This window comes from Limnomicrobium aquaticum (assembly GCF_040545545.1).
GTDB lineage: Bacteria > Pseudomonadota > Alphaproteobacteria > Rhizobiales > Rhizobiaceae > Ensifer_A > Ensifer_A aquaticum.
Genome location: NZ_JBEPMB010000005.1, coordinates 261,312 through 287,077, shown reverse-complemented (window position 1 = coordinate 287,077; position 25,766 = coordinate 261,312). Strand labels below are relative to the sequence as shown.

The 25,766-nt window shown below is 60.4% G+C and carries 23 protein-coding genes; 12 read left to right on the top strand and 11 right to left on the bottom strand.

Annotated elements, in window-relative coordinates:
• Positions 1 to 3 precede the first annotated feature (3 nt).
• The 3 genes from ABID16_RS16750 to ABID16_RS16740 are packed head-to-tail and all read left to right on the top strand — an operon-like array spanning position 4 to position 3,533.
• Positions 4 to 1,545 (top strand): amidase, encoded by a 1,542-nt coding sequence (locus ABID16_RS16750; RefSeq protein ID WP_354557499.1) that lies wholly within the window; start codon positions 4 to 6, stop codon positions 1,543 to 1,545.
• Between the two features lie 10 nt (positions 1,546 to 1,555).
• Positions 1,556 to 2,896 (top strand): amidase, encoded by a 1,341-nt coding sequence (locus ABID16_RS16745; protein WP_354557498.1) that lies wholly within the window; start codon positions 1,556 to 1,558, stop codon positions 2,894 to 2,896.
• Between the two features lie 10 nt (positions 2,897 to 2,906).
• Complete coding sequence (locus ABID16_RS16740; protein WP_354557497.1) at positions 2,907 to 3,533, top strand: isochorismatase family protein; 627 nt, start codon at positions 2,907 to 2,909, stop codon at positions 3,531 to 3,533.
• Positions 3,534 to 3,638: 105 nt separating this feature from the next.
• Here ABID16_RS16740 and ABID16_RS16735 read toward each other — a convergent pair whose 3' ends face one another.
• The 8 genes from ABID16_RS16735 to ABID16_RS16700 all read right to left on the bottom strand — a co-directional run bounded on the left by ABID16_RS16735 (position 3,639) and on the right by ABID16_RS16700 (position 13,068).
• On the bottom strand, positions 3,639 to 4,412 hold the full coding sequence (locus tag ABID16_RS16735) for an enoyl-CoA hydratase (protein ID WP_354557496.1): 774 nt from the start codon (positions 4,410 to 4,412) through the stop codon (positions 3,639 to 3,641).
• Positions 4,413 to 4,489: 77 nt separating this feature from the next.
• Positions 4,490 to 5,236 carry an SDR family oxidoreductase gene (locus tag ABID16_RS16730; RefSeq protein ID WP_354557495.1) on the bottom strand — a complete coding sequence of 249 codons (747 nt, stop codon included), beginning with the start codon at positions 5,234 to 5,236 and terminating at the stop codon, positions 4,490 to 4,492.
• A 10-nt stretch (positions 5,237 to 5,246) separates the two neighbouring features.
• Positions 5,247 to 6,695 (bottom strand): aldehyde dehydrogenase family protein, encoded by a 1,449-nt coding sequence (locus ABID16_RS16725; RefSeq protein ID WP_354557494.1) that lies wholly within the window; start codon positions 6,693 to 6,695, stop codon positions 5,247 to 5,249.
• A gap of 21 nt (positions 6,696 to 6,716) precedes the next feature.
• The gene (locus tag ABID16_RS16720) at positions 6,717 to 8,339 is read right to left on the bottom strand and encodes an ABC transporter ATP-binding protein (RefSeq protein ID WP_354557493.1); all 1,623 of its coding nucleotides are present in this window, start codon (positions 8,337 to 8,339) and stop codon (positions 6,717 to 6,719) included.
• On the bottom strand, positions 8,336 to 9,205 hold the full coding sequence (locus tag ABID16_RS16715) for an ABC transporter permease (RefSeq protein WP_354557492.1): 870 nt from the start codon (positions 9,203 to 9,205) through the stop codon (positions 8,336 to 8,338). The genes ABID16_RS16720 and ABID16_RS16715 overlap by 4 nt, the downstream gene beginning before the upstream one ends.
• Positions 9,205 to 10,152 carry an ABC transporter permease gene (locus ABID16_RS16710; protein ID WP_354557491.1) on the bottom strand — a complete coding sequence of 316 codons (948 nt, stop codon included), beginning with the start codon at positions 10,150 to 10,152 and terminating at the stop codon, positions 9,205 to 9,207. Before ABID16_RS16710 ends, ABID16_RS16715 begins: the two co-directional genes overlap by 1 nt.
• Positions 10,153 to 10,206: 54 nt before the next feature.
• On the bottom strand, positions 10,207 to 11,694 hold the full coding sequence (locus tag ABID16_RS16705) for an ABC transporter substrate-binding protein (protein ID WP_354557490.1): 1,488 nt from the start codon (positions 11,692 to 11,694) through the stop codon (positions 10,207 to 10,209).
• Between the two features lie 96 nt (positions 11,695 to 11,790).
• Complete coding sequence (locus ABID16_RS16700; protein WP_354557489.1) at positions 11,791 to 13,068, bottom strand: acetylornithine deacetylase/succinyl-diaminopimelate desuccinylase family protein; 1,278 nt, start codon at positions 13,066 to 13,068, stop codon at positions 11,791 to 11,793.
• 144 nt (positions 13,069 to 13,212) lie between these two features.
• Here ABID16_RS16700 and ABID16_RS16695 point away from each other — a divergent pair, with 144 nt between their 5' ends.
• Positions 13,213 to 13,779 carry a PAS domain-containing protein gene (locus tag ABID16_RS16695; protein WP_354557488.1) on the top strand — a complete coding sequence of 189 codons (567 nt, stop codon included), beginning with the start codon at positions 13,213 to 13,215 and terminating at the stop codon, positions 13,777 to 13,779.
• Between the two features lie 54 nt (positions 13,780 to 13,833).
• Here the strand turns inward: ABID16_RS16695 and ABID16_RS16690 are convergent, their stop codons facing one another.
• Positions 13,834 to 14,547 (bottom strand): GntR family transcriptional regulator, encoded by a 714-nt coding sequence (locus ABID16_RS16690; protein ID WP_354557487.1) that lies wholly within the window; start codon positions 14,545 to 14,547, stop codon positions 13,834 to 13,836.
• A gap of 267 nt (positions 14,548 to 14,814) precedes the next feature.
• Here ABID16_RS16690 and ABID16_RS16685 point away from each other — a divergent pair, with 267 nt between their 5' ends.
• The 6 genes from ABID16_RS16685 to ABID16_RS16660 all read left to right on the top strand — a co-directional run bounded on the left by ABID16_RS16685 (position 14,815) and on the right by ABID16_RS16660 (position 20,646).
• Positions 14,815 to 15,903, top strand: a complete 1,089-nt coding sequence (locus ABID16_RS16685) for an ABC transporter ATP-binding protein (protein WP_354557486.1) — start codon at positions 14,815 to 14,817, stop codon at positions 15,901 to 15,903.
• Positions 15,904 to 15,973: 70 nt separating this feature from the next.
• Positions 15,974 to 17,254, top strand: a complete 1,281-nt coding sequence (locus tag ABID16_RS16680) for an ABC transporter substrate-binding protein (RefSeq protein ID WP_112630036.1) — start codon at positions 15,974 to 15,976, stop codon at positions 17,252 to 17,254.
• 71 nt (positions 17,255 to 17,325) lie between these two features.
• Complete coding sequence (locus ABID16_RS16675) at positions 17,326 to 18,231, top strand: ABC transporter permease (protein ID WP_354557485.1); 906 nt, start codon at positions 17,326 to 17,328, stop codon at positions 18,229 to 18,231.
• A gap of 3 nt (positions 18,232 to 18,234) precedes the next feature.
• Positions 18,235 to 19,053: an ABC transporter permease gene (locus ABID16_RS16670; RefSeq protein ID WP_354557484.1), complete on the top strand. Its 819-nt coding sequence runs from the start codon at positions 18,235 to 18,237 to the stop codon at positions 19,051 to 19,053.
• Between the two features lie 10 nt (positions 19,054 to 19,063).
• Positions 19,064 to 19,810, top strand: a complete 747-nt coding sequence (locus ABID16_RS16665; protein ID WP_354557483.1) for an aspartate/glutamate racemase family protein — start codon at positions 19,064 to 19,066, stop codon at positions 19,808 to 19,810.
• Positions 19,807 to 20,646: a GNAT family N-acetyltransferase gene (locus ABID16_RS16660; protein WP_354557482.1), complete on the top strand. Its 840-nt coding sequence runs from the start codon at positions 19,807 to 19,809 to the stop codon at positions 20,644 to 20,646. Before ABID16_RS16665 ends, ABID16_RS16660 begins: the two co-directional genes overlap by 4 nt.
• On the opposite strand, the gene ABID16_RS16655 is transcribed toward ABID16_RS16660, so the two are convergent.
• Together ABID16_RS16655 and ABID16_RS16650 are read right to left on the bottom strand one after the other, a co-directional pair.
• Complete coding sequence (locus tag ABID16_RS16655; protein ID WP_354557481.1) at positions 20,647 to 21,663, bottom strand: NAD(P)-dependent oxidoreductase; 1,017 nt, start codon at positions 21,661 to 21,663, stop codon at positions 20,647 to 20,649.
• An 89-nt stretch (positions 21,664 to 21,752) separates the two neighbouring features.
• Positions 21,753 to 23,000: an ROK family protein gene (locus tag ABID16_RS16650; protein ID WP_354557480.1), complete on the bottom strand. Its 1,248-nt coding sequence runs from the start codon at positions 22,998 to 23,000 to the stop codon at positions 21,753 to 21,755.
• A gap of 235 nt (positions 23,001 to 23,235) precedes the next feature.
• Between ABID16_RS16650 and ABID16_RS16645 the strand changes: the two genes are divergently transcribed.
• Both ABID16_RS16645 and ABID16_RS16640 read left to right on the top strand, forming a co-directional pair.
• Positions 23,236 to 24,276 (top strand): substrate-binding domain-containing protein, encoded by a 1,041-nt coding sequence (locus ABID16_RS16645; RefSeq protein ID WP_435532435.1) that lies wholly within the window; start codon positions 23,236 to 23,238, stop codon positions 24,274 to 24,276.
• Between the two features lie 158 nt (positions 24,277 to 24,434).
• Positions 24,435 to 25,757, top strand: coding sequence for a sugar ABC transporter permease (locus ABID16_RS16640; protein WP_354557479.1), 1,323 nt, complete (start codon positions 24,435 to 24,437; stop codon positions 25,755 to 25,757).
• The last annotated feature ends 9 nt before the right edge of the window (positions 25,758 to 25,766 follow it).

Genomic DNA, 25,766 nt, shown 5'->3' with positions numbered 1-25,766 from the left:
GTGATGAACGTGCTCCAGCCCCTCCCCCACACGGACGTGCTGGAGCCGACCTCCTTCATCGATCCGGGTCAGGCGGACGCGCGTCTTTCCGCGCGCCCGTCGACCCCGGTGGAGGGTGAGCAACGCGTTGCGATGCCAATCGCAGCAGGCACTCTGGACGACATTTCGGCGGCCGACGTTGGCAATCTTCTGTCCGCCTATGCGGAGGGAACTCTCGATACCGTCGCGGTTCTTGATGCTCTGACAAGTTCGATTGCAACCACACGCGCCGGCGGCGAGGCCGTGCTCCGCTTCGTGCCGGGTGCCGCAGAAGCCGCGAAAGAAAGCGCTGCCCGCTGGGCCTCGGGCACACACCGTCCGCTGGAAGGCATACCGTTCGGCGTCAAGGACATCATCGATGTCGCCGGGACGGAAGTGACCAGCGGCTCCCATTTCACCGGCCATCGGATTGCTCCTGCCGACGCGCATGTCGTCGCGCGCCTTAGAGCAGCCGGCGCCATCCCTTTCGCCATGACCGCCACCAGCGAATTCGCCTGCGGCGGCCCGCACAATCCGCGCTACGGCGCGGTTACCAACCCATGGGATGTAAAACGCTGGACCGGCGGCTCCTCCACCGGCTCAGGCGCGGCGCTTGCCGCGCGGCTCATGCCGCTGGCTCTCGGCACCGATACCGGCGGCTCGATCCGCGTGCCCTCCTGCTGGTGTGGGACAACCGGCCTCAAACCCACGCGCGAAAAGGTCTCCCGCGAAGGGGTAGCCGCCCTCTCCTGGACGCTCGATCATATCGGGCCGATGGCGCGTTCGGCGCAGGATATCGCCTGCGTCCTGCCCTTCATGACGGCAACGCCCGATCGGCAATTGGCGAAAGACTGCGCCGCGCTCTTCGGAGACTTCGACATTTCCGGCCTGCGGATTGGCGTCCCGACCGGCTGGTTTACCGACAATGCCGACCAAGCCGTGTTGACGAACTGGAAGTCGGCGCTGGAAATGTTGGAAAATCTGGGCTGTCTCCTGGTCGACCTGCCGCCCATCGACGTCCGGCCTTACCACGAAGCCGGTTGGGTGGTTCTGCAGAGCGAACTCGCAGCACTGCATGCCGACAGGGCAGACCGCGCCGATCTCATGGACCCCGGCATGCTCGGCCGTCTGCGCAAGGGCATGGCCTTCGGCGCCAAGGACTACGCGCGCGCACTTCAGGAACGGGTCACAGCCCAGGAGACTTTCCTCAGCGCCATGGAAAATGTCGATCTGATGATCACACCGGGCATCGGCGGCGAAGCCGGTTCGCTCGAGACGCTGACGGTTGATGTCAACGGCACGTCGATGAGCTTCCAGGACCTCATTTCCCGCAATACCATGATTTTCGACTTCACGGGCTTCCCAGCCCTGATGCTGCCCACCGGGCTTGGCCGCGCAGCGCTGCCGACAGGCATGCAGATCGTCGGCCGGCCCCATGCAGAGGCGCTTTGCCTTCGCGTCGGCGCAGCCTTTCAAGCCGTGACAGCCCATCATTGCCTGGTCCCGCCGGGCGCAGCCTCAGACTGAAGGCACAGCCATGAACCTGCAAACGCCACAGGACTTCGCCACCCAATTCGCAGTAGCGCCGAACCGGCTGACCGCGACGCAGGCGCTTGAGGCACTGAAAACCGGTCGCCTCACCGCGACCGATCTTGTGAAAGCCTGCCTGCAGCGTATCGAGATACGCGACGGGGACGTTCGCGCCTGGCTGCATCTCAACCCCTATGCGCTTCGGCTGGCCGCAGAACTCGATGCCCTTCCCAGGGAGCAGCGCGGCAAACTGCACGGTCTGCCAATCGGCATCAAGGATGTCTTTGAAACGAAGGACATGCCAACGACCTTCAATTCGCCGAACTTCGAAGGTCACCAGCCCGGGCAGGACGCGGCTGCCGTCGATCTCCTGCGCGCCGAAGGCGCTATCATTCTCGGCAAGACGGACACAACCGAATTCGCCGCCGCAGGGCGCAATGCCGCCACAGGCAATCCGCATGACACGCGCTTCTCCTCCGGCGGATCGTCGGCGGGGTCTGCCGCCTCGGTTGCCGATTTCCAGGTGCCGCTTTCCATCGGGACGCAGACCGGTGGCTCAACCATCCGCCCCGCCTCCTTCTGTGGCGTTTATGCCTTCAAGCCGACATTCGGCGTGGTGAGCCGCGAGGGTTTCAAGATCTATGCAAACACGCTCGATACTGTCGGCTGGTACGGTCGCTCGGTGGCGGATCTTTCGCTTCTCGCTGATGTCTTCGGCCTGATGGAGTCCATCAAACCCGCGCTAGGCACCGCCACCTTGCGCATCGGTATCACCCTCGGCCCTTACCGCGACCGGCTCCAGCCTGAGTCTGTTCAAGCCATGCAAGTCGCCGCAGATCGTTTCCGAAAAGACGGACACGATGTAACGCACCTCGAACTGCCTACGGAATTCTCAGCGCTGGACCACTACCACCGCACCATCCTGCACCGCGAGGGCGCCGCAGCCTTCCGTAACCTCGCCCGCCGCTTCGGCAGCGAATTGCATGACGATTTTCATCATAGGGTCGAGAATCGAGATGGGCGCAGCCTGAGCGAACTCCGTGACGCCTATGATGCTGCGGCGAAGGCCCGCGTGCAGTTCGACAGGCTCGCTGCCGAATTCGACGTTATTCTTGTGCCGAGCGCACCGGGCCATGCTCCGGAAGGTCGTCACCCCGGCGATCCGGTTTTCAACGCAATGTGGACGCTTCTCGGCGTCCCCTGCGTCAACGTTCCGGTGTTCATGCAGGAGGCACCATTGCCCATCGGGGTGACGCTGACCGGCCCGCGCTTCAGCGACCCCAGCCTGCTCGCCGCAGCCGCGCGACTTGCGCCGCTCATAGACTGCGCGCGCAGCCCATATGCATAACGAGGACCAGATGACCGACACCGACCTGAAAGCCAACTACGCCGCCGCCTATAACAACCGGATCGGCTTTGGCAAAAAGCCGGCGCTCATCCTCATCGATTTCGTGCAGGCCTATTTCGAGCCATCGAGCCCGCTTTATGCCGGGGTCGATGCCGCGCTCGCCTCGGCGCTCCGGATCCGTTCGGCCGCGCGGGCGAAGGCCATGCCCGTGATCCTGACCGGCGTGGTCCTCCACCCGTCTGGTCGAGATGGTGGCCGCTTCTTCCAGAAGGCAAAGCCGCTCACCTGCTTCACCGCCGGAAATCCGCTGGGTGCTTGGCCGGAAGGTCTTGCGCCCCATCCGGATGAGTTCGTGGTCACGAAACAATATCCGAGCGCCTTTTTTGGCACATCGCTCGCGCCGCTGCTTGTCAGCATGGGCGTGGACAATGTCATCCTGACAGGCCTGACGACCAGCGGCTGCGTGCGGGCGAGCTGCGTAGATGCCATGTCGCACGGCTTCATCACCACCGTGGTGAGCGACGCCTGCGGCGACCGTCACCCGGCGCCGCATGAGGCCAATCTGTTCGACATGAATGCCAAATATGCGGACGTGGTCTCAGAAGCCGAAACTCTCGACTTCATCGCCAGCCTCTAAGCAGACTTGCATTGGCAGGCCAACGCTTCGTTTGCTTAGATGTTTGTTTTGACGCAGGTTCTGATCGGAAAACCGTGGGACACTTTTCCGGAACCTGCTTAGGACTCAGCGATGCTTGAAGTCCGGCGGACGCTTCTCGGTAAATGCGGCCATGCCTTCCTTCTGGTCCTCCGTCGCAAAGAGCGGATAGAAGACGCGCTGCTCATAATGCAGACCTTCCGACAGCGTGGTTTCAAAGGCGCGGTTGACCGCTTCCTTGGCCGTCACGACCGTCGGCCGCGAATAGGACGCGATGGCTTCTGCAGCCGAGAGCGCGGTTTCCAGAAGCTTGTCGGAAGGCACGACCCGTGCGACGAGGCCGGAACGCTCGGCCTCCTGCGCATCCATCATGCGGCCGGTCAGAACCAGATCCATGGCCTTCGCCTTGCCGACAGCGCGTGTCAGCCGCTGCGTGCCACCCATGCCAGGGATGACGCCAAGCTTGATTTCCGGCTGGCCGAACTTCGCGGTTTCAGAGGCAATGATGAAATCGCAGATCATCGCCAGCTCGCAGCCGCCGCCGAGCGCAAAGCCGGACACGGCCGCAATCATCGGCAGCTTGGTGTCCTTCAGCGCATTGAAGCGGCGACCGAAATGGTCGGCATTCTTCATCTCGATATAGGTCTTGTCAGACATTTCCTTGATGTCGGCACCGGCGGCAAAGGCCTTCTCCGACCCCGTGATGACTACACATCCGACGCTCTCGTCTTCGCTCAGCGTATCGAGATGAGCGCAGAGCGTCGTCAAAAGCTCCGAATTCAGCGCGTTTAGCGCCTGGGGGCGGTTCAACGTCAGCAGAGCCACGCGGCCCTTGCGCTCCAGGAGAACGGTGTCACTCATCGGCAATTCCTCCAAATCGGTTCATCTTTGAACAGAGTGCTAGCATGCTCGGACGACACCGGGAAGTCATCCGAAAGTCAGATGCAGCGTCCGCCATCCACTTCCATGGCAACACCCGTGATCATCGAGGCTTCGTCCGAGCAGAGGAAGCAGGCGGCATTGCCCATATCCTCCGGCGTCGAGAACCGGCCGATCGGGATGGAGGCGAGGAACTTGGCGCGGATATCAGGTGTATCCTCACCCATGAAGCTCTTCAGCAGCGGCGTCTCTCCGGCCACCGGATTGATAGCATTGACGCGGACCCCTGCAGGTGCCAGCTCGATTGCCATGCCGCGGGTCGCCGTAATCATCCAGCCCTTCGAGGCATTGTACCAGGAAAGCCGAGGGCGCGGGCTCACCCCGCCGGTGGAGGCGACGTTCAAGATCGCGCCCTTCCCTCGCGCCTTCATGTGCGGAACAAGATGTTTTGCCGTGAGATAAACAGATTTTACGTTTACCGAAATAACACGATCAAAGTCCGATTCCGACACATCTTCCATCGCAGCGGGGAGATGCGTGACGCCGGCGTTGTTCACGAGAATGTCCACCTGACCGAAGGCCAGCAGTGCAGCCTTCGCCATCGCCGCAACACTTTCGTCTTTCGAAACATCTACCTGATGACCGATCGCGGCCTCGCCGAGTTCCTTCGCAAACGCTTCGGCCGCTGCGCCGTTGATGTCGGCCACCATGACCCTGGCGCCTTCGGCGATGAACTTGCGCACAATGCCCGCGCCGAAACCCGATGCCCCGCCCGTAACGATAGCAGCCTTGTCTTCCAAACGCATGATTGTCTCCCTACCCATGCAGCGCGGCCACGGTCTTCAGGACCGAAAAGCCATAGAGCGCCTCAAAACCCTTCTCCCTGCCGTGGCCGGACTTGCCCGTGCCACCGAAGGGAAGCTCGACGCCACCACCGGCGCCATAATTGTTGATGAAGACCTGGCCGGCGCGCAGCGCCTTGGCCAACCGCATCTGCCGCGCGCCTTCGCGCGTCCAGACACCTGCGACGAGCCCGTAATCCGTGCCGTTCGCGATGCGGACCGCATCCTCTTCCGTGTCGAAAGGAATGACGGCCTGCACCGGCCCGAAAATCTCTTCCTGTGCCAGCCTATGCGAGGGATCGAGCCCCGCAATGAGACGTGGGGCGACATAATTACCGCCCTTCGGCGCGTCCGCGACGATCACGCCGCTGGCCGCAACGCTTGCCTCCTCGGCCAGTGCAACAAAGCCCTCGACAATTTCCTTTTGGCGCGCCGAAATCAACGGCCCGACGTCCAGATCGGCGATCGCCGGGCCAACCTTCAGCGCCCGATATCGTTCGGCCATGCGGATGACGACGTCCTTGTACACATCCTTCTGCACGAGAATGCGCGAGGCGGCCGAGCATGTTTGGCCGGCATTCTGGATGCCAGCATTGACGAGAAACGGCAGCGCCGCATCGAGATCGGCATCGGCAAACACGACCTGCGGCGATTTCCCGCCCAGTTCCAGCGTCACCGGCACGACGTTGCGCGAGGCGGCGGCCTGTATCTTCATGCCGACACCGACCGAACCGGTGAAGGAGATATGGTTGATGCCGGGATGCCCCGAAAGCGCAGCTCCCGCCTCTTCCCCGAGGCCGGGAACAACATTCAACGCGCCCTTGGGCAAGCCCGCCTCATGGCAGATGTCTGCAAAGGCAAGTGCCGTCAGGCAGGCCTCTTCGGCCGGCTTGAGAACCGCTGCGTTCCCCATGGCCAGGGCGGCGCCCACCGACCGTCCGAGGATCTGCATCGGGTAATTCCAGGGAATGATATGGCCAGTGACACCATGCGGCTCGCGCAATGTGTAGACAGTGTAACCATTTAAATATGGAATAGTTTCACCATGGAATTTATCGCAAGCGCCGCCGTAAAACTCCAGATAACGTGCTAGAGCCACAGCATCCGCGCGCGCCTGCTTTAGGGGCTTGCCGACATCAATAGCCTCGAGCCTGGCAAGCTCGTCAGCTTTCTCGAGAACCGCCCTGCCAACCTTGGAAAGAAACCTGCCACGTTCGAAAGCCGGCATTTGCCCCCATTCGCCATCCAGCGACCTGCGCGCGGCTTCCACGGCAAGATCGATATCAGCAGATCCTCCGCGGGCGATCGAGCCGATGAGAGCACCATCGGAAGGGTTTTCAAGCGGCAAAGTATCCTTGCCTTGAGGCGCAACCCAGGCGCCGTCGATAAAGCATTTGTCCGTTGGAAACCACGGCAAAATCATGAGGAACTCTCCTTGATGCGATCAGGCAGCGGCGATCTCTCGGCGCTTCAGCGCCGCCTCGAGATCGGGCGTCGCGGCAAGCAACTGCCGCGTATATTCATGTTGCGGATTGGAGAAAACGGTTTCGGTCTCCCCTGCCTCGACGATCTTTCCGGCCCTCATGACCAAAACCCGGTCAGTGATGGCACGGACAACTGACAGGTCGTGTGAGATAAAGAGGTAGGATAGATCGAGATGGTCGGAAAGATCGGCCAGAAGATCGAGGACCTGGGCCCGTATCGAGACGTCGAGCGCGGAAACGGCCTCATCCAGTACAATGAGCGAGGGATGCGTAATAAGCGCCCGAGCAATCGCCACACGCTGCCGCTGACCGCCGGAAAACTCATGAATATACTTGTTTGCATCCCGAGCCTGCAGGCCGACGTTCTCCAGCGCTTCGGCAATCCTCGCCTCCAGCACCGAGCCCGTCGGCGCATCGCGGCCCATCAGATAAAACGGTTCGGTAACGAGCCGGCGCACTTTGTGACGTGGATTGAAGGAGCCATAGGGGTCCTGGAAGACGACCTGCATCTTGCGCCGCGCCGCGGCGCTCGCGCCCGCCTTCGTCGTGACCAGTTCACCACCAACCCTAATCTCACCGGCCTGGGTGCCTTCGAGGGCCAGGATGGCGCGGGTGAGCGTCGATTTTCCACAACCGCTTTCACCGACCAGACCGACATTCTCGCCCTTGTGGATCTTGAAGCTGACCTCGTTGACGGCGCGGAACGCACCCGCTTTCGCAAAGAGTGACCTGCGCGGCAGGGCATATTCGCGAACCACTTCCTTCACCTCCAGCACCGGCACGGCATCCAGCGCCACCTTTGGCGCGTTACGCACCGGATGGTGGCTGGTCGCAGCCATCAGCGCCTTCGAATAGGGGTGCTGCATGGCGCGGAAAAGCTCGACCGCCGGGCCTGCTTCGACCACCTCGCCGGACTTCATGATGACGATGCGGTCGGCGATATCGGCGACAACAGCCAGATCATGGGTGACGAGAATGAGGCCCATGCCATCCTCATCGACCAGTCGCTTCAACAGGGTGAGAATCTGCGCCTGCGTCGTCACGTCCAGCGCCGTCGTCGGCTCGTCAGCAATCAACAGCTTGGGTCGGAGCGCGATGGCCATGGCGATGACCACACGCTGGCGCTGCCCACCTGAAAGTTCGTGCGGATAACGCGTGAGCGGGAACCGCTCTTCCGGCAGGCCGACGCGGTTGAGCGTTTCCCTGGCAATTGACAGGGCTTCCCGATGGTTTGCACCGCGGTGGATCATGACAGTTTCCGCGACCTGATCACCAATGGTCTTGACAGGGTTTAGAGCCGTCATCGGCTCCTGGAACACCATTCCCACATCAGCACCACGCACCGCGCACATCTGCTTTTCAGTCTTGGTCATCAGCTCCTCGCCATCGAGCCGAATGGAGCCGGCCGCGTCGGTCCCATGCGGGAGAAGCTGCATGATGGACAATGCCGTCATGGATTTTCCGGATCCGCTTTCGCCGATAACCCCGACGACCTCACCACGGTCAACGTCAAACCTGACATCTGACAGGATCTTCAATCCAAGAATGGAGAGGCTGAGGTTCTCGATCTGGAGGAGCGTCATGACCGGCTTCTCCTGAGCTTGGGATCGAAGATGTCGCGCAGGCCATCGCCCATGAGGTTGAGGCCCAGCACGGTGAGCACGATTGCCGCACCCGGAAACAGTGCCATATGTGGCGCAAGGCTGATCATCGTCTGCGCATCGGCCAGCATACGGCCCCAGCTCGGGGTTGGCGGCTGGGCGCCGAGGCCGACATAGGAGAGCGCAGCATCGGCGAGAATGCCCAGTGAAAACTGGATCGTTCCCTGAACGATCAGCAGGTTCATGATGTTGGGCAGAATATGCTCGGCGGAAATGCGGATTGCCCCCTTGCCCGCAACACGCGCCGCCAAGATGTATTCGCGCGTCCACAGCGTCAGTGCCGCGCCGCGCGCCAGCCGTGCAAACACCGGAATGTTGAAGATGCCAATAGCGATGATGGCATTAATGGCGCTCGGACCGAACACGGCGGTGATCAGGATCGCGATCAGAAGCGCGGGGAATGCGAAGACAAGGTCGTTGGCGCGCATGATAACCTCATCCACCAGCGATCCCCGCTTCGCAGCCGCCCAGAGGCCGAGAGGAACGCCGGCCGCGATACCGATACCGACGGAGACGAAGGCCACCGCAATTGAGGTACGCGCGCCCACCATGATCATGGAGAATATATCGCGCCCAAAATGGTCTGTGCCGAACCAGTGGAGGCTTGAGGGAGCCTTCAGCTTCTCGGCAACGGCAAGCGCTGTCGCATCATATGGCGTCCAGCCGAAGGACAGAAATGCCGCGAGGATGAACACTGCGGTCACGGCAAAACCCAAGGCGAAACTCTTCGACTGAAAGGCTGCGCCAAGTAGACCACGCTTTGCTTCAGGCAGTATGCCGAAACTCATCAGCCGCGACTCCTCAAGCGGGGGTCGACCAGCGCATAGGCCATGTCGACGAGGAACGTGATCACGATAACCGCAAAGACCAGCAGCATAACAACCGATTGCACCACAATCAGGTCGCGCTGTGTAATGCCCTGGAAAACCAGCCGTCCGAGGCCCGGAAGATAGAAGACGTTTTCGATGATGATCGCACCGGCGAGCAGGAAGGAAAACTGCAGGCCGATGATGGTCAAGACCGGGATCATTGCATTGCGGACCGCGTGGCGCACCAGCGTCTGCCCCTGCGTTAGCCCCTTGGCTCGGGCGGTGCGGATATAGTCCTCAGACAATGTGTCGAGCAGTGAGGAGCGCATGACACGCGCGAGGATCGAGGCCTGCGGCAAGGCGAGCGCAACGGCAGGCAATGTCAGCGCCTTCAGCGCAACGAAGAAGCCGGCATTCCAGCCCGGAAATCCCCCCGCCGAGAACCAGCGCAGCGTGATCGAAAAGAGAAGAACGAGCAGCATGGCGAACCAGAAGTTGGGAACGGCAATCCCCAGCTGGGTAACGCCCATGATGCCGTAATCCGCTGCCGAATTTCTCTTCGCTGCGGAAATGATGCCGATTGGCAACGCAATCAGCGTGGAAAGCAGCAGAGCATAAAGCGCCAGCGGAAGTGAGACCCAAAGCCGCTGCGCAATCAGTTCCCCGATGGGAACTTTATAGGTGTAACTCACGCCGAAATCGCCATGAGTGAGACCGGCAACCCATGTCAGATACCGCCAAGCAAGCGGCTCGTTGAGCCCCATCTGCTGTCGCAGCGCTTCCACCGTTTCCGGCTGCGCGTTCATGCCCAGCATGTAGGAGGCCGGGTCTCCAGGAACGATCTGAAGCACCAGGAAGATCACGACGCTGGCGGCCAGGAGGCTCAGCACAAGCGAGATCAGACGTTTCAGGAGATAGGGGACCATGGGTTCAAGCGATCGGGGATGGCCGGAGGCGTCATCGCCTCCGGCCAGCTCGGATCAATCCTTCCAGTAGACTTCGGACATGTCGTTCGACGGCGTGGGCTGGTTCTTCCACAGCCCGACGATCTTGGCATTGGCGACGCCCAGCTTCGGCAGTTCGAAGAGGAACGCATTGACGTAGTCATCGGCGATCTGTTTCTGCGCAGCCTTGAGCAGTTCGCTGCGCTTGGCCGGATCCGTCGTGCCGGACAGGTCCGTCATGATCTTCTTGAAGGCATCGCTCTTGTAGTTGAAGTAGTAGTTATCGCGGCCGTAGATATCGATGTCCATGGGCTCCGTATGCGACACGATGGTCAGGTCGTATTCCTTGCCCTTGAACACCTGCTCCAGCCACTGCGCCCATTCGACATTGGTGATCTCGGCCTTGATGCCAACCTTGGCGAGCTGGGCCGCGATGATTTCACCACCACGGCGCGCATAAGGCGGCGGGGGCAGCTTGAGCGACACGGTAAAGCCATCCGGATAGCCGGCTTCCTTCAGCAGTGCCTTGGATTTTTCAGGGTCGTAGTTCGACTGTGCGGTCAGATCGACATAGTCAGGGTTATGCGGCGCGAAATGCGTGCCGATCGGCGTGCCGTAGCCGAACATGGCGCCGTCGATGATTTCCTTGCGGTTGACAGCATGCGCCACCGCCTCGCGGACCTTGATATTGTCGAAGGGCTTCTTGCCATTGTTCATGGCCAGCAGCGTCTCGCCCTCGGTGTTGCCGGCAATGACCGCGAAACGCGGATCGGCCTTGAACTGTTCGAGAGTTTCAACTGCCGGGAACAGCGGGAAGGCGTCAACGTCACCGGCCATCACCGCGGCAAATGCTGCGGACGGATCGGAAATGAACTTGAAGGTCACCTTGTCGAGCTTGACCGGCGTGCCCCAATAGCCGTCGAACTTGGCGAGTTCCACCCGGTCGCCCTTCACCCAGTTGACGAACTTGAACGGGCCTGTACCCACCGGATTCGTGGCTTCGGTGACAATGCTCTTTGGTGAGAGAATGACTGCATCACCCCAGGCCATGTTGAAGAGGAAGTTGCCATTTGGCTTCTTTAGGGTGACTTTTACCGTTGCGGCATCGACGACATCGACGGACGCGATGTCCGCGAAGAGGCCCTTTTGCGCATTGGTCGAGTCAGGCGCACGGGCGCGATCGAGCGAAAATTTCACATCATCGGCGCTGAACGGGGTACCGTCATGGAACTTGACACCAGAGGCCAGATGAAACGTATAGGTCAGGCCGTCCGCCGAAATGTCCCAGCTCTTGGCAAGATCTGGAACGATGGCACCGTTGGCGTCGAAACGCGTCAACCCTTGGAAAATGTTGGCATAGGTGACTTCGCGGATCGCGGCAGCCGCACCAGAGGTCGGGTCGAGGTTCGGCGGCTCCAGAACCATGCCGACCGTGATGGCGGTGTTCGCCGCAAAGGCGGGCGTCAGCGCGCTGGTGGCAACCAGAATGGCCGCCGTGGTCATCAGTTTCATCAGGCTGTTCATTGTCTTCCTTCCCCTCGATAAGCGTTTATCGTCCCGCGTATCCGCCGACGAATTACCCCTAACCGTCAAATCGTCATTCCTCAAGGCCGTTAGGCCTCAAGCCAGTTCGACCGGCATGAGCAATTGCAGCAAGGATAATGCCATGACCTTGGCACTGTCAACCATGTCGTCTATCCCGACATATTCGTCGGGCTGGTGGGCGAGATCCAGAATTCCCGGTCCGTAGGCGATGCAGTTATACATCTTGCCGATGCGGGCGATGTGCTTCTGATCGTAAGTACCCGGAGAGGCGACATATTCCGGCTCGCGATCGAAGACGGCCTGGATCGCGCTGGCGACCGTCTTCACCACCGGCGCATCCCTGTCGGTCATCGTCGGCGTCACACCCCAGAGTTCCTTCAGTTCGTAGTCAAAGCTCGGGCGCTGCGCCTTCACGCGCTCCAGCAGAGCGACAATCTCGCCCTTCACGCCTTCCGGGCTCTCCTCGATCAGATAACGCCGGTCGAGCACCATGCGGGCGCTGTCGGGAACAAGCGGCGACGGGAAGCCTGAGAAGCCGTCCTTCGGCTCATCAAGGCCGCCGTGAAAGGAATTGATGTTGAGCGTCGAACGCCGCGCCGGTGGCGGAACGACCGGCATGTCGGTCTGGCGCGCGGCAAGCGCAGGGAACAGGCTTTGTTCCATCTCCGCAACGACCGCGCCCATATGGCGGACGGCACAATCGCCGAGGAAGGGCATGGAGCCGTGGGCGATGTGCCCAAAGGTCTCGATCTCACCCCACCAGACACCGCGATGACCTAGGCAGATGCGATCCTTGTTGAGTGGCTCGGGGATGATGACGTGCTGAACGCGGGAGGGCGAGAAAAAACCCTTCTCCGCTAGATAGGCGACGCCGCCGAAGCCGCCAGTCTCCTCATCCGCCGTGCCGGAAATCTCCACCGCGCCGGAAAAATCGGGAAACAGCGCCACGAAGGCCTCCGCCGCGACGATCGAGGCGGCTAGACCGCCCTTCATGTCGCACGCGCCGCGGCCATAAACCTTGCCGTCCTTCACCTCACCGCCGAAGGGGTCCAGCGTCCATCCCCTGCCCGGTTCGACGACGTCCGTATGTGAGTTGAAATGGACGCATTCGCCCGGATAGCGGCCCTCCCGACGGGCAATCACGTTCCAGCGCGGATAGCGATCGCTGTCGCCAGGCGCACCGACTGCGCGGATCATCTCGATCGCAAAACCCTGCGGCTCCAGGCGGCGCTTCAAATATTCGCAGATTTCAAGATAGGCTTCGCCCGGCGGGTTGAGCGTCGGAATGCGAATGAGCTCGGACGTCAGCGCAACAAGTTCGTCGCGCCGCGCTTCAACTTCCCGCAATAGCATCGCCGAAGCGGTATCGCGCGGAAATTCCCTTGATTTACCAATAGTTTCGCTATCTATTTGCATGAAGCCAGCTTCACGAAAGATCGGAGCTGACACAATTCTGTAAAAATACGGGTCTGTAGAACTACGGGAACGAGCATGAGCATGGCGGGGGCATTGGACGACACTGACGATCTCGAAAAGCTGGCGTTTGAATTCGCGCCAGTCGGGATCGTGCTGACAGAAGACCGGGTCATCCGGCAGTGCAACCTGCAATTCGCCAGCATGTTCGGCTATCAGCGCGACGAGCTGATCGGCCACTCTTTCCGCATGCTCTATGCGTCGAACCGTGAATTCGAGGCCATTCGCGATGTCGGCTTCAAGGCGCTGAAGGAAGCCGGACGCTATATGGATGAGCGGCTGATGCCGCGACGAGACGGCTCGATCTTCTGGTGTCGCGTCCGCGTCTTCACCTTCGATGCGGAGGCGCCTCTGGCGCGCACCATTCTGACCTTCGCCGATATTTCCGACACCAGACCGGCGATATCGATGACCAATCGGGAGCGCCAGGTCGTCAAGTGCCTGGCAAAAGGGATGACCAGCAAGGAGACCGCGCGCGAACTCGACCTTTCACCGCGAACCGTCGAGGATTACCGCGCCCGGCTCATCAAGAAGTTCGAAGTGCGGAACTTCTCCGGTCTGATGGCAAGATTGGCGGGATTTTCAATATAAATCAATTATATAGATGGAATTAGTCAGACCAGCCAGACTAAACCCATCAACCCATCAAAGATTGAGCGCTTCCTTCAGCGTCAGGCTTTCCCCTGTCCGCAGATCGAGATCGGCCTCAATATGGCCGATGTGATGCAGCATCATTTCGGTGGCGCGCTCGACATCGCCGGTCTGCAGCGCCTCAAGGATTAGCGCGTGGTCGTCGTGACCGCAGCTCGAGACGCCGGAGCGGCCATAAAGCGCGATGACAAGCGAGGAACGTGCAACGAGTTCGTCCATGAACTTCTCGAGAATCGCATTGCCAGCCACCCGCGCCAACATGATGTGGAAGTCGCCCGACGCCTTGATCTCGGCACGACGCGCTTCGGGACCACGGCTTGCCTTGTAGCGATCCTCTTCCTCCAGATGACGACGGAATGCCGCAACGTCGGCCTTTGTCAGCCGGCGGGCCGCCTCGGCAACAATCCCAGCTTCGATCAGGCGGCGGGAAGCGAAGACCTGGCGCGCATCTTCCGGCGTCGGATTGGATACAAAAGCACCCCTATTTCGCTCACTATGTACCAGGCCTTCAAAAGCCAGCATCTGGAGTGCGTAGCGAACAACCGTGCGGCTGACGTCAAAAAGCGCACCCACTTCCGCCTCCGACAGCTTGGTTCCGGGCGCCAGTCGTCGGTCTACAATGGCATCGCGCAAGGCATCGCGAATGGCCTGCGCGCGATCTTCCTGATTGGCATCCATGGACAGACTGGATTTTGCGGAGAGTTTCATGATCAGGCTTCCTGTTACCTCATGTTGTAGCTTTTGACGCCGCGAAAGAAAATAGCCGTGCGGCCGCAAGCCGTTTGAAATTTAGCGCACAAAATTGCGGCCTTATTGCATACACTAGCTTATTTTTTGAGCACGATTGAAAATTCATCACACACATTTGGATGCACTGCAAAAATAAACATTAGCGAATCCAGACTATTAAGCGCGCTCCACGGCATCTGGCACACCACGTGCATTGAACATCGCATCCACGAACGAGGATGATGCATGTCCCAAGCCGCCGAAATCGAACTCGCTTCCGTTTCCAAGATCTACGGATCGACCCGAGCCGTGCACGCCATCAGCCTCAAGATTCCGGCCGGCAGCTATTGCTGCTTCCTGGGTCCCTCGGGATGCGGCAAAACCTCGACACTACGCATGATTGCCGGCCACGAGACGGTGTCTGAGGGCGACATCCTGCTGGGAAACACGATCGTCAACGATCTTCCACCGGCCAGGCGCGGCACGGCCATGATGTTCCAGTCCTACGCCCTCTTCCCGCATCTCGACCTGGTCGACAACGTCGCCTTCAGTCTCAAAATGCAGGGCATAGAAAAACCCGAACGACGCAACACGGCTCTCGAAATGCTGAAGCGCATGCAGCTGGAGCCCTATGCGAGCCGCCGCCCGGCGCAGCTTTCCGGCGGCCAGCAGCAGCGCGTCGCCCTTGCCCGCGCGCTGATTACCCGCCCCCAGGCGCTCTTGCTTGACGAGCCGCTCTCTGCCCTCGATCCCTTCCTGAAGATCCGCATGCGCGCCGAGCTCAAGAGCCTGCAGACCTCGCTCGGCATGACCTTTGTTCATGTCACGCATAGCCAGGATGAGGCCATGGCACTGGCGGACCTGATTGTCGTGATGAATGATGGCCGGATTGAACAGGCGGCCAATCCGCGCACGGTCTTCGAGCGGCCCGCGACGGCCTTCGTCGCGCAGTTCATGGGCAATCACAATGTCATTTCCGGCCGCGTAGTCGAGCGCACGGGAGACATGACGACGATTGAAGTCAACGGCGGCGGTCGCTTCACGGCCCTTGGCGTGCCCACTCATGACGATCCGCATGCGGATTTCGCGCTGCGCACCGACCATATCCGCCTCGCACCGGCCGACGATCCGGGATTCGGTTTCACCGCGATCGTCCAGAACGTCGAGGACCTCGGCGCAACGGTGAAACTCAGCGTCGCAGGAGCCGGCGTGGAGGACTTCACGGTGGTTCTGCGCGACGCCGACTACTACCGCAATCCGGTCAAGGCCGGCGATGCCGTGCCGCTGTCCTGGGCCAGAAACGATGCGATCATCCTCGGTCGCGTTGCCGGGTAAGAACCCAAAAGTCACAACAAGAAAATGATTGAAAATCATACATAAACAAACCTCTGAAGGAGAACTGAGCATGACCACGAAGTCTCAAGGTATCACACGCCGCACGCTGCTGAAGGCAGGCGCCGCCGCCGCCGGTGCTGCTGCCGGTACGGGCGTCATCACCGGCTTCCCGACAATCTGGGCCAAGAACCCGATCACGCTGCGCCAGATCGGCACCGGCGTTTCCAACATCAATGCCATTGCCGAAAAGTGCAAGGCGGACCTCGGGATCACGCTGGAAATGACGGCTCTCGATAGCGACGCTGCAGCCCAGCGCACCGTCACTCAGCCGAACTCCTACGACATCGCCGACATCGAATACTGGATCCTGAAGAAGGTCTTCCCCGCCGGCGTGATCCAGCCGATGAACACCAAGAAGCTGAAATATTTCGACAAGATCGTGCCGCTCTTCATCACCGGCAAGCTGAAGCCGGATAGCGTCATTGCGCAGGGCACGGCGCCGCACACTGTCGGCTTCGTCGAAAAGCCCGGCGACAAGAAGTTCGCAAAGGCTCCCACCGAATGGTTCACGATGGTTCCGACCATCTACAATGCCGACACGCTCGGCATCCGCCCCGACCTCGTCGGCCGCGAAATCTCCTCCTGGGCCGACATTCTCGACCCCGCCTTCAAGGGCAAGACCTCGATACTCAACATCCCGTCGATCGGTATCATGGACGCCGCCATGATCATGGAAGCCGCCGGCAAGCTGAAATATGCCGACAAGGGTAACATGACGAAGGCGGAGATCGACAAGACGATCGACTTCCTCATCGAAACGAAGAAGGCCGGCCAGTTCCGCGCCTTCTGGAAGTCCTTCGACGAATCCGTCAACCTCATGGCCTCCGGCGAAGTCGTCATCCAGTCCATGTGGTCGCCGGCGGTTGCCGCCGTCCGCTCCAAGGGCATTGCCTGCAAGTATCAGCCGCTGAAGGAAGGCTACCGCTCGTGGGGCGGCGGTCTGGGCCTTGCCGCGCATCTCAAGGGCGCTGAACTCGACGCGGCCTATGAATATATCAACTGGTACACGTCCGGCTGGGTCGGCGGCTATCTCAACCGCCAAGGCTACTACTCTGCCTGCATGGAAACGGCCAAGCAGTTCATGTCCGAAGACGAATGGGGCTACTGGATCGAAGGCAAGCCGGCCAAGGGCGACATCATGTCCCCGGAAGGCAAGGTCATGGAGAAGGCTGGCGCCGTTCGCGACGGCGGTTCCTTCGACGACCGCATGGGCAAGGTCGCCTGCTGGAACTCGGTCATGGATGAAGACCGCTACATGGTGAAGCGCTGGAACGAGTTCATCGCTGCCTGATGCCATCCGCGCCGCCCCTTCCTCGATTGGGGGCGGCGCAGCCATTTTTGAGACAAAAGCGGAGTCGGACCATGGTGACTGTGAGGCTGATCGGCGCAGGCGACGGCAAGCCGAAACGCGAATTTCGCCTGCCCGGCTGGCTCCCGCCCTATCTGCAGGCGACACCCCTGGCGCTGATCCTCGGCGGGTTCTTGGCTTTACCGATCCTTATGATCGTGACGGTCAGTTTCTGGGACTACGACTTCGCCCAGATGTATCCCGACTTCGTTTCGATGAACTATTTGGATACGTTGGGCTCCTGGGTGACTTGGAAGACCTATCTGAATACACTGAAATTCGCAGCGATCGTCTGGGTGCTCACCCTCGTCATCGGGTTCTGGGTCGCCTATTTCCTGGCTTTTCACGTCCGCACCGCCGCCATGCAGATGGTTCTCTTCCTCGTCTGCACCGTGCCCTTCATGACCTCGAACATCATCCGCATGATTTCGTGGATCCCGGTTCTCGGCCGAAACGGCCTCGTCAACACCGCGCTCGTCAAGGCGGGCATCGTGCCGGAGCCGATCGAATGGCTACTCTATTCCGATTTCGCCGTCGTGCTCGCCATGGTACACCTCTACACGCTCTTCATGGTGACGCCGATCTTCAACACCTTGATGCGCATCGACAAATCGCTGATCGAGGCGGCGAGGGACGGCGGCGCCTCAGCCTGGCAGACGCTGACAAATGTCATTATTCCACTCGCAAAGCCCGGAATGGCAATCGGCACCATCTTCGTGGTGACGCTGGTCATGGCCGATTTCTCGACTGTTCAGGTCATGTCCGGCGGACAGAGTGCGTCGGTCGCGCTGATGATGAAGAACCAGATGTCATTGCTGCAATATCCGGCAGCCGCCGCCAATGCCGTGGTGCTGCTGGTCGTGGTGCTGCTCATGGTCGCTGCCATTCTGCGCGTCGTCGATATTCGCAAGGAGCTTTAAGCCATGTATACCGAAAAGCGCCCCCGCGAATTCTACATCCTCGCGACCTTCTTCATCCTCTTTGTACTGTTTCTGTACGGTCCGATGTCGGCGATCTTCATCCTGTCGTTTCAGGGGCCGAATGGCGGCCTGACCTTCCCGATGAACGGCACGTCGCTGCACTGGTTCGCCAATCTGTTCGAGACGCAGGCGGTCGGTGATTTCGGCGGCGCGTTCCAGCGCTCGTTCACGCTGAGTTTCATGGTGATGATCGTGACGGTCGTCGTCTCGCTTCTGGCTGGTCTCGCCTTCCGGCGGAAGTTCTACGGCGCGACCGCGCTCTTCTACCTCGCGGTCGCAAGCCTTGTCGTTCCCTCGATCATCATCAGCCTCGGGATTGGCGTGCTTTTCCAGCAGTTCGGATTTTCGCCGGCCTGGTATTCCTCCGGCTTCGGCGCGCATCTGACATGGACCCTGCCCTTCGGCGTGCTGATCATGTTCGCGATCTTCAACCGCTTCTCGCCTTCTTACGAAGAGGCCGCGCGGGACCTCGGCGCGACTCCATGGCAGACATTCCGCTTCGTGGTCCTGCCGATGATCCTGCCCAGTCTGATCGGTGTCGGCCTCTTCGGCTTCACCCTCTCCTATGACGAGTTTGCCCGTACGCTGATGACGGCAGGGACCTACAATACGCTGCCGCTCGAAATCTACGGCATGACAACCAATGTGACGACGCCGGTTCTCTATGCGCTCGGAACGCTGACCACGCTCTTTTCCTTCATCATCATAGCCAGCGCGCTCGGCATCATCGTGGTCATGAACCGCCGTCGCGGCAAGGCATGACAGGCAAGCCATGAAACTCCTCATCGTCAACCCGAACACCACGGCTTCCATGACGGAGAAGATCGCGGACGCGGCCAACCGCGTGCGAAACGCGACAACCGACATCATAGCGGTCACATCCAGCATGGGGCCCGCCTCAATCGAAGGCTATTATGACGAGGCTCTCGCGCTTCCAGGCCTATTACTCGAAGTCGCGAAAGGCGAAAAGGCCGGCGCCAGAGCTGCTGTCATCGCCTGTTTCGACGATACAGGTCTCGACGCCGCCCGCGCGCTGGCGCACATCCCGGTGCTCGGCATCTGCGAATCTGCCCTTTCAGCGACCGCGTTTATCGCCCAGCGCTTCACCATCGTGACGACCATGGAGCGCTCGCGCCTTCCGCTGGAGGGATTGGTCCACCGCTATGGCATGGCAGGCCGATGCAACGTCCGCGCGGCTGACATCCCGGTCCTGTCGCTCGAAGATCCACAGTCCAACGCACGAGACCGCCTGCGCAACGAGATCGCCGCCGCTCTACGAGAGGACAAATCGGAAGCGATCGTCCTCGGCTGCGCCGGGATGGCGGACCTCACGATGGATCTGCGACGAGAGTTTGGCATTCCAGTTATCGATGGTGTGGCCGCAGCGGTCAAGCAGGCCGAAGGATTGATCGCCCTGGGCCTCAGCACCGCCAAACGCGGCGCCTACGCTACGCCGGTTCACAAACCCTATCTGGGCGCCCTCACCTCTTTCGCGCCGCAGGACCTTCTTGCCGGATGAGCCAGCACGTCGAAATCAGAAACCTGACGCTGGAGGAGGTCACCCAACTGGCGGCATGGGCCGGACATGAAGGCTGGAACCCCTCACCCGATGATGCAGGAGCTTTCTTTGCCGCCGATCCGCAAGGGTTTATCGGTTGCTTTGTCGAAGGCGAGCTCGCTTCCGGAATATCCGCCGTGGCCTACGGAGAGACCTTCGGCTTCATTGGCCTCTATATCACTCGACCGAATTTCCGCGGTAGAGGCTTTGGCCTCAAGGTGTGGAACGCCGGTATCTCGCGTCTCGCCGGCAGGACAATCGGGCTTGATGGCGTTCCCGCCCAGCAGGCCAATTACGAAAAGATGGGATTTCGTCGGCGCTACAGCAGCACGCGCTGGAGCGGCATTATTCCGGGAAACGAGACTGCTGGAGGCATCAGGGCAGCCATATCGCAGGAGTTTCCGGAAATACTGTCATTTGACAAACTGAACTTCCCGGAGGATCGGACCGCTTTCTTGAGTTCCTGGCTCGCACCGCCGCGCGAAACATTCGTTGCGCATGAGGACGGGCGCATCACCGGCTATGCCGTGATCAGAAAGTGCCTAGAGGGACACAAGGTTGGTCCGCTCTTCGCTCGGGACGGTCTGATTGCTCAGAACCTGTTGAATGCCTGCAGCAGAACGGCCGGAGCAGCACCCGTCCATCTCGATGTTCCGGATGAGCAGGTGGAATTTGCCCGGCACCTCAAGGCGCGGGGCTTTCAGCGTGGCTTCGAAACGGCGCGGATGTATTTGGGTGCCCCGCCCGTGAACGACATGCGGGGCGTCTTTGCAGTGACCACTCTGGAACTCGGCTGATCAGGTCTTGTCGACCGGCTTGCTGCGCATTCGCATCACCGTCTCCCGCTCGGCGCGGCGGCAGGCGACGGGCGGAAGGCCGCGCCCGATCAGGTCCACGTCTTCAAGCACCCGTTTGCCAATTTCCTGCAACGCCGATGTCAGCGCACCCGCGCGGTGGGGCGAGAACAGGACGTTCGGAAGCGAACGAATGGGGTCGTGCGCAGCAACGGGTTCTTCCGGGAAGACATCCGTCGCGAACCTTAACTTGCCTGTCGCCACGAGTTCGGCGAGCGCGTCGAAATCCAGCACCGCCGCGCGGCTGAGAAGAACGAGCGACGCCCCAGGCTGCATCAGCTTGAGATTGTCGCGGTTCAACAAATGCCGGTTCTCTGTGGTGATTGAAGCGACGACAAAGAGGAAGCGGCTTTGGGAAAGGACGTCCTCCAGGGAGGCCGGTTGGACGCCAAGTCGCTCCAGATGGCCTTTTGGCAGCCACGGATCAAACACGCGTACCGCCTTCGGACGAAAGCCCGGAAGCAATGCATGAAGCGCGCGACCGAGGTCGCCAAAGCCTATGAAGCCAAAGTTGGACTCGGTCAGCAGCTCGGCTTCACGGTTTCCTTCAAGCCCGTAGCGTTCCGTACCCTGCAGGAACCGGGAGTGCTCACTGTGGATCCCTCTGGCAAGGCTCAGCGCCATGCCCAGTCCCATCTCGGCGACTGCCAGCGCGAAGACCCCGCTGGGGGCAAGCACATGGATGCCGCGCTGAAAACAGGTCTCGTAATCGATGTTCGGCAGGAAATTCGTTTCGACATTGAAAATCGCCCGAAGCTTCGGAGCCTTTGCAAGGCGGTCCGAATCCATGGGCTGCTGGCTCATCAGGATTTCGCAATCCGGCAGGTGCCGATCATAAAACGCGTCTCGATCACCGCCATTATAGACGGCCACATCGTGTACCCGTACAAAGGCGGCATAGTCTTCAGGACTGAACATCTCCTCAGCCGTACGCGGCGCCGGATCGTAAATGATCTTCAAGTTACTTCTCCACTCTGAACTGCGTTAGAGATCCTGCCATATGGCATTCTCCCGCAAAGAAACGCCGATTTACTTTCGAAAAGACCGTTTCACGCGCGACTCGCCGAGACCGTCTCCTCCGGCACGAGCTCGTCCTGATCCGGCAGAGACATGTCGTAAGCCGCCAGTGCCTTCAGAACCGCCCCCTGGCGCATCAACTTCGGCGCGTCCGGATAAACGTTGACGATATCAGGCTCGACCCGCCTCCCGAAGCTCTGGTTGGCAAAGGCTGCACGGATTTCGTCCATCATGAATTCCAGAGCAATCGTCGATGCACCGGCCATGATCAGTGGCACGCTGTCGAAGAGCGTGAAGAGGTTGACAAGCCCGTCGCCAAGCGCCCTGCCTGCCTCCTGCAAGGCTTTTCGCTCGGGTCCATCCGCCCGCCGCGCCTTCTCGACAATGTCTATGAGGGTGTCATTTTCGGGCACATCTTCTATGACGACATTCGGATCCTGGCCGGCAATGGCGCGCCTGATCGCGTAGATGCCGGCATAGGCCTCAATGCAGCCGCGCCGCCCGCATCGACAGCGGGCGCCACCAGGCTTGTAGATCATATGGCCGAATTCCATGCCGGACGACTTCGGCCCCGAGAGCATTTTCCCGTTGATGGCGAGTCCTAGACCCACGCCGTTGGCCATAAGCAGCGCGGCGAAGTTTTCTCCCGACGCTTCCGGTGCAGTCCAAGTGAGGCCCTCGGCAACCGCGTTGCAATCGTTCATCACTTCTGCGCCCACGCCAAACTCTGCTTCGAGCAACGAGGCAATATCCATCTCGTGGACGTCGGCAAACGGGGTGCTGAGCAAAAGCCGCCCCGCGCTGTCCACAATTCCCTCGACAGCAACGGTGATCCGGACAAGCGACGCCCGATCGCAACCGGTTTCCTCGGCAAGTCCGTCGATGAGTTCAACGACCAGACGGACGATGCTTTCCGGAACCAGCGACAAGGTTCTGCGGCGAAGCTCGCGGCGACCGAGTTCTCGCGCGGCATAGTCGAACAGTGCCGCCTCCACCAGGCCGCGCGCCAGACGAATGGTTGCGACAGTGGCATGCTGTCCGTTCGGTGCGATGAGAACTTGCGGTCGACCACGCTTGTTGGCAGTTGACGCTTCCGGCAGACGGTCTGTGAGAACGCCGCGTTCGATCAGGCTGTTGGTGATTACGGTCACCGTCGATGGAGAGAGACCGGTCAGCGATGTCAGCGCCGTACGCGACAGCGATCCGTGCCGCCGCAGCGCCCTCAAAATCCCGAATTGATTCAGCCGCCTGACGTCGTCCTGGCGTACAATCCCTGACATGCTTTCCTCCGAGCGCGAACCTCCCCAGGCGGCTCCGTTTAGGCCTCAAAGCTGCCGCAACGCAAAAATCTATTGCATTGCAGCAACTTAGCCAATTGTGTTTTTATCTTGACATATCAGAATAAGCATGTCACTTATTTTTTCGAGGCTAAAAAAAAGTCTCAGCGAAGGCACGGGGTAAGGAGTCCCTGCGCCATTGTTGCTTTTGATGCTTGAGAGCATTTGGGAGGACGTCATGAAGAAATTTGCTGCTGCGCTTGCAGGCGCAGTGTTTGTCATGTCTGCGGCAAGCCCGGTTTTTGCCGCTGGCAAGACCATTGCCGTGTCCTGGAAGATCTTCCAGGAAGAGCGCTGGAAGCGCGACGAAGCCGTTATCAAGAAGATCGTTGAAGCCGCTGGCGACAAGTACATCTCTGCCGACGCTCAGGGGTCGGCTGCCAAGCAGCTGACCGACATCGAGTCGCTCATCTCGCAGGGCGCCAATGTTCTGCTGGTGGTTCCGTGGGATTCGGAAGCCATCATGCCGGCCGTTCAGAAGGCCAAGGATGAAGGCATTCCGACGATTGCCTATGACGTTCAGATCGAAGATCCGAGCGTCCTCTACATGACCTTCAACAACGTCGGCGTCGGCAAGATGATGGCCGAAGAAGTCGTCAAGGTTAAGGACAAGGGCAACTTCGCCATCATCAAGGGCGACCAGGGCGACCCGAACTCCGCCTTCCTGCTGAAGGGCATGATGGAAGTCATCAAGCCGAAGGTTGATTCCGGTGCGATCAAGATCGTTGGCGAGGCTTCGTCCGACGGCTGGAAGCCGGAAAATGCCCAGAAGAACATGGAGCAGATCCTGACAGCCAACAACAACAAGGTTGACGCCGTTCTCTCGCAGAACGACGGCATGGCCGGTGGTGTTGTGGCTGCCCTTTCCGCTCAGGGCCTCGCCGGCTCCGTTCCGGTCACGGGTCAGGACGGCGACGCTGCCGCAATCAACCGCGTGGCGCTCGGCACCCAGACCGTTTCGATCTGGAAGGACTCGCGCGAACTCGGCAAGGCCGCTGCGGAAGCTGCCCTCATGCTCGCAGACGGCAAGGATGGATCGTCCGTTCCGAACGTCCAGAAGTTCAAGGACGGCGCACGCAAGGTTGAGATGAACGCCGTTCTTCTCAAGCCCTTCGCCGTGACCAAGGACACGCTCGGCGACGTCATCAAGGCTGGCTGGATCGACAAGGCAACCGCTTGCGCAGGCGTGAAGGCCGGCAGCGTCAAGGCTTGCGATTGATCGCCTGAAACGATCTTCAAGATCGGAAACCGCGTCGCTCCAGCGACGCGGTTTTTTCCAAGTCGCGGCATCGGCTGAATGCCGTGCCGGTTCGGGCCTAGCGCACGGATGCGACAGCAATGAAATCAAAAGAACAATCAGTTTGAGAGGCAGGGGCAGTGACACAGACCGCCGTAACGCACCCGACACAAGACCGGGAAGGACCGATTACGGCCTTCTTGCGGGCCACCGAAATCGACGCGCGCATGCTCGGCATGTTCGGCGCGCTGATCCTGATCTGGGTCGGTTTTCACGTTTATGGAATGATCTTCAACGGCAACGGCGCCTTTTTGACCTATCGAAACCTCTGGAACCTCTCGGTTCAGACGGCCTCGATCGCGGTCATGGCGACGGGCATGGTTCTGATCATCGTCACGCGCCACATCGACCTTTCGGTCGGCTCCGTTCTCGGCGTCACGGCCATGATCACGGGCGCGGCGCAGGTGTGGATTTTTCCGAAGGTTCTCGGGCTTGGACTGGGTCACCCACTGATCTGGATCCTCGCAGTATTGGTCGCGCTGGTCGTCGCCACGGCAATCGGCGCCTTTCAGGGCATGCTCGTCGCCTATCTTGAGATCCCCTCCTTCATTGTCACCCTGGGCGGCATGCTGGTCTGGCGCGGTGCGGCCTGGTGGGTCACGCGCGGCGAAACGATTTCGCCCGTAGACCCCAACTTCGCTCTCATCGGCGGGGGTCCCTACGGCTCGATCGGCGCGACCGCAAGCTGGATTGTCGCTGCTGTCGTCTGCGTCCTCGTCATTCTCTCGCTGGTTTCCGGCCGCAAACAACGCAAGCGTTTCGGCTTTCCCCTTCGTCCGGTCTGGGCCGAAGTCTTCATCGGCGTGGTCGCATCGGCATTGGTTCTGGGGGCGGCCTATGTCGCGAGCAACTATCCCTGGCCCCTCGGCATCGTGAAGCAATATGCCGCGTCCCATAACCTTACGATCCCCGAAGGTGGTCTCTTCATCGGACACGGCTTCGCGATTCCGGTCCTGATCGCAGGGGCTGTTCTTATCATCATGACCTTCATCGCCAACCGGACGCGGTTCGGCCGCTATGTCTTCGCCATCGGCGGCAATCCGGAAGCCGCAGAACTCGCCGGCATCAACACGAAGCGCATGACCGTCATGGTTTTCGCGCTGATGGGAACGCTGGTTGGCATCTCCGCCATTATTGCTTCCGCGCGTCTCAACTCGGCAACGGCCGACCTCGGCAAGATTGATGAACTCTACGTCATCGCGGCAGCCGTCATCGGCGGCACTTCGCTCGCCGGCGGGTCCGGCACGATCTGGGGTGCAGTCTTGGGCGCTCTCGTCATGCAGTCGCTGCAGTCCGGCATGGTGCTCATCGGCTTCGAAGCTGCCATGCAGCAGATGGTCGTTGGTGGCGTCCTCGTCATCGCCGTCTGGCTCGACACCGTCTATCGCCGCCGCATCAAGTAAGGAGGATGA

Bases quoted from the DNA above. Each gene is read 5' to 3' on its own strand.
- ABID16_RS16675 (WP_354557485.1), top strand. From the start codon at position 17,326: ATGGTGACTGTGAGGCTGATCGGCGCAGGCGACGGCAAGCCGAAACGC.
- ABID16_RS16665 (WP_354557483.1), top strand. From the start codon at position 19,064: ATGAAACTCCTCATCGTCAACCCGAACACCACGGCTTCCATGACGGAG.
- ABID16_RS16740 (WP_354557497.1), top strand. From the start codon at position 2,907: ATGACCGACACCGACCTGAAAGCCAACTACGCCGCCGCCTATAACAAC.
- ABID16_RS16715 (WP_354557492.1), bottom strand. From the start codon at position 9,205: ATGAGTTTCGGCATACTGCCTGAAGCAAAGCGTGGTCTACTTGGCGCA.
- ABID16_RS16710 (WP_354557491.1), bottom strand. From the start codon at position 10,152: ATGGTCCCCTATCTCCTGAAACGTCTGATCTCGCTTGTGCTGAGCCTC.
- ABID16_RS16720 (WP_354557493.1), bottom strand. From the start codon at position 8,339: ATGACGCTCCTCCAGATCGAGAACCTCAGCCTCTCCATTCTTGGATTG.
- ABID16_RS16690 (WP_354557487.1), bottom strand. From the start codon at position 14,547: ATGAAACTCTCCGCAAAATCCAGTCTGTCCATGGATGCCAATCAGGAA.
- ABID16_RS16730 (WP_354557495.1), bottom strand. From the start codon at position 5,236: ATGCGTTTGGAAGACAAGGCTGCTATCGTTACGGGCGGGGCATCGGGT.
- ABID16_RS16695 (WP_354557488.1), top strand. From the start codon at position 13,213: ATGGCGGGGGCATTGGACGACACTGACGATCTCGAAAAGCTGGCGTTT.
- ABID16_RS16670 (WP_354557484.1), top strand. From the start codon at position 18,235: ATGTATACCGAAAAGCGCCCCCGCGAATTCTACATCCTCGCGACCTTC.
- ABID16_RS16700 (WP_354557489.1), bottom strand. From the start codon at position 13,068: ATGCTATTGCGGGAAGTTGAAGCGCGGCGCGACGAACTTGTTGCGCTG.
- ABID16_RS16685 (WP_354557486.1), top strand. From the start codon at position 14,815: ATGTCCCAAGCCGCCGAAATCGAACTCGCTTCCGTTTCCAAGATCTAC.
- ABID16_RS16750 (WP_354557499.1), top strand. From the start codon at position 4: ATGAACGTGCTCCAGCCCCTCCCCCACACGGACGTGCTGGAGCCGACC.
- ABID16_RS16650 (WP_354557480.1), bottom strand. From the start codon at position 23,000: ATGTCAGGGATTGTACGCCAGGACGACGTCAGGCGGCTGAATCAATTC.
- ABID16_RS16645 (WP_435532435.1), top strand. From the start codon at position 23,236: ATGAAGAAATTTGCTGCTGCGCTTGCAGGCGCAGTGTTTGTCATGTCT.
- ABID16_RS16725 (WP_354557494.1), bottom strand. From the start codon at position 6,695: ATGATTTTGCCGTGGTTTCCAACGGACAAATGCTTTATCGACGGCGCC.
- ABID16_RS16735 (WP_354557496.1), bottom strand. From the start codon at position 4,412: ATGAGTGACACCGTTCTCCTGGAGCGCAAGGGCCGCGTGGCTCTGCTG.
- ABID16_RS16660 (WP_354557482.1), top strand. From the start codon at position 19,807: ATGAGCCAGCACGTCGAAATCAGAAACCTGACGCTGGAGGAGGTCACC.
- ABID16_RS16680 (WP_112630036.1), top strand. From the start codon at position 15,974: ATGACCACGAAGTCTCAAGGTATCACACGCCGCACGCTGCTGAAGGCA.
- ABID16_RS16705 (WP_354557490.1), bottom strand. From the start codon at position 11,694: ATGAACAGCCTGATGAAACTGATGACCACGGCGGCCATTCTGGTTGCC.
- ABID16_RS16745 (WP_354557498.1), top strand. From the start codon at position 1,556: ATGAACCTGCAAACGCCACAGGACTTCGCCACCCAATTCGCAGTAGCG.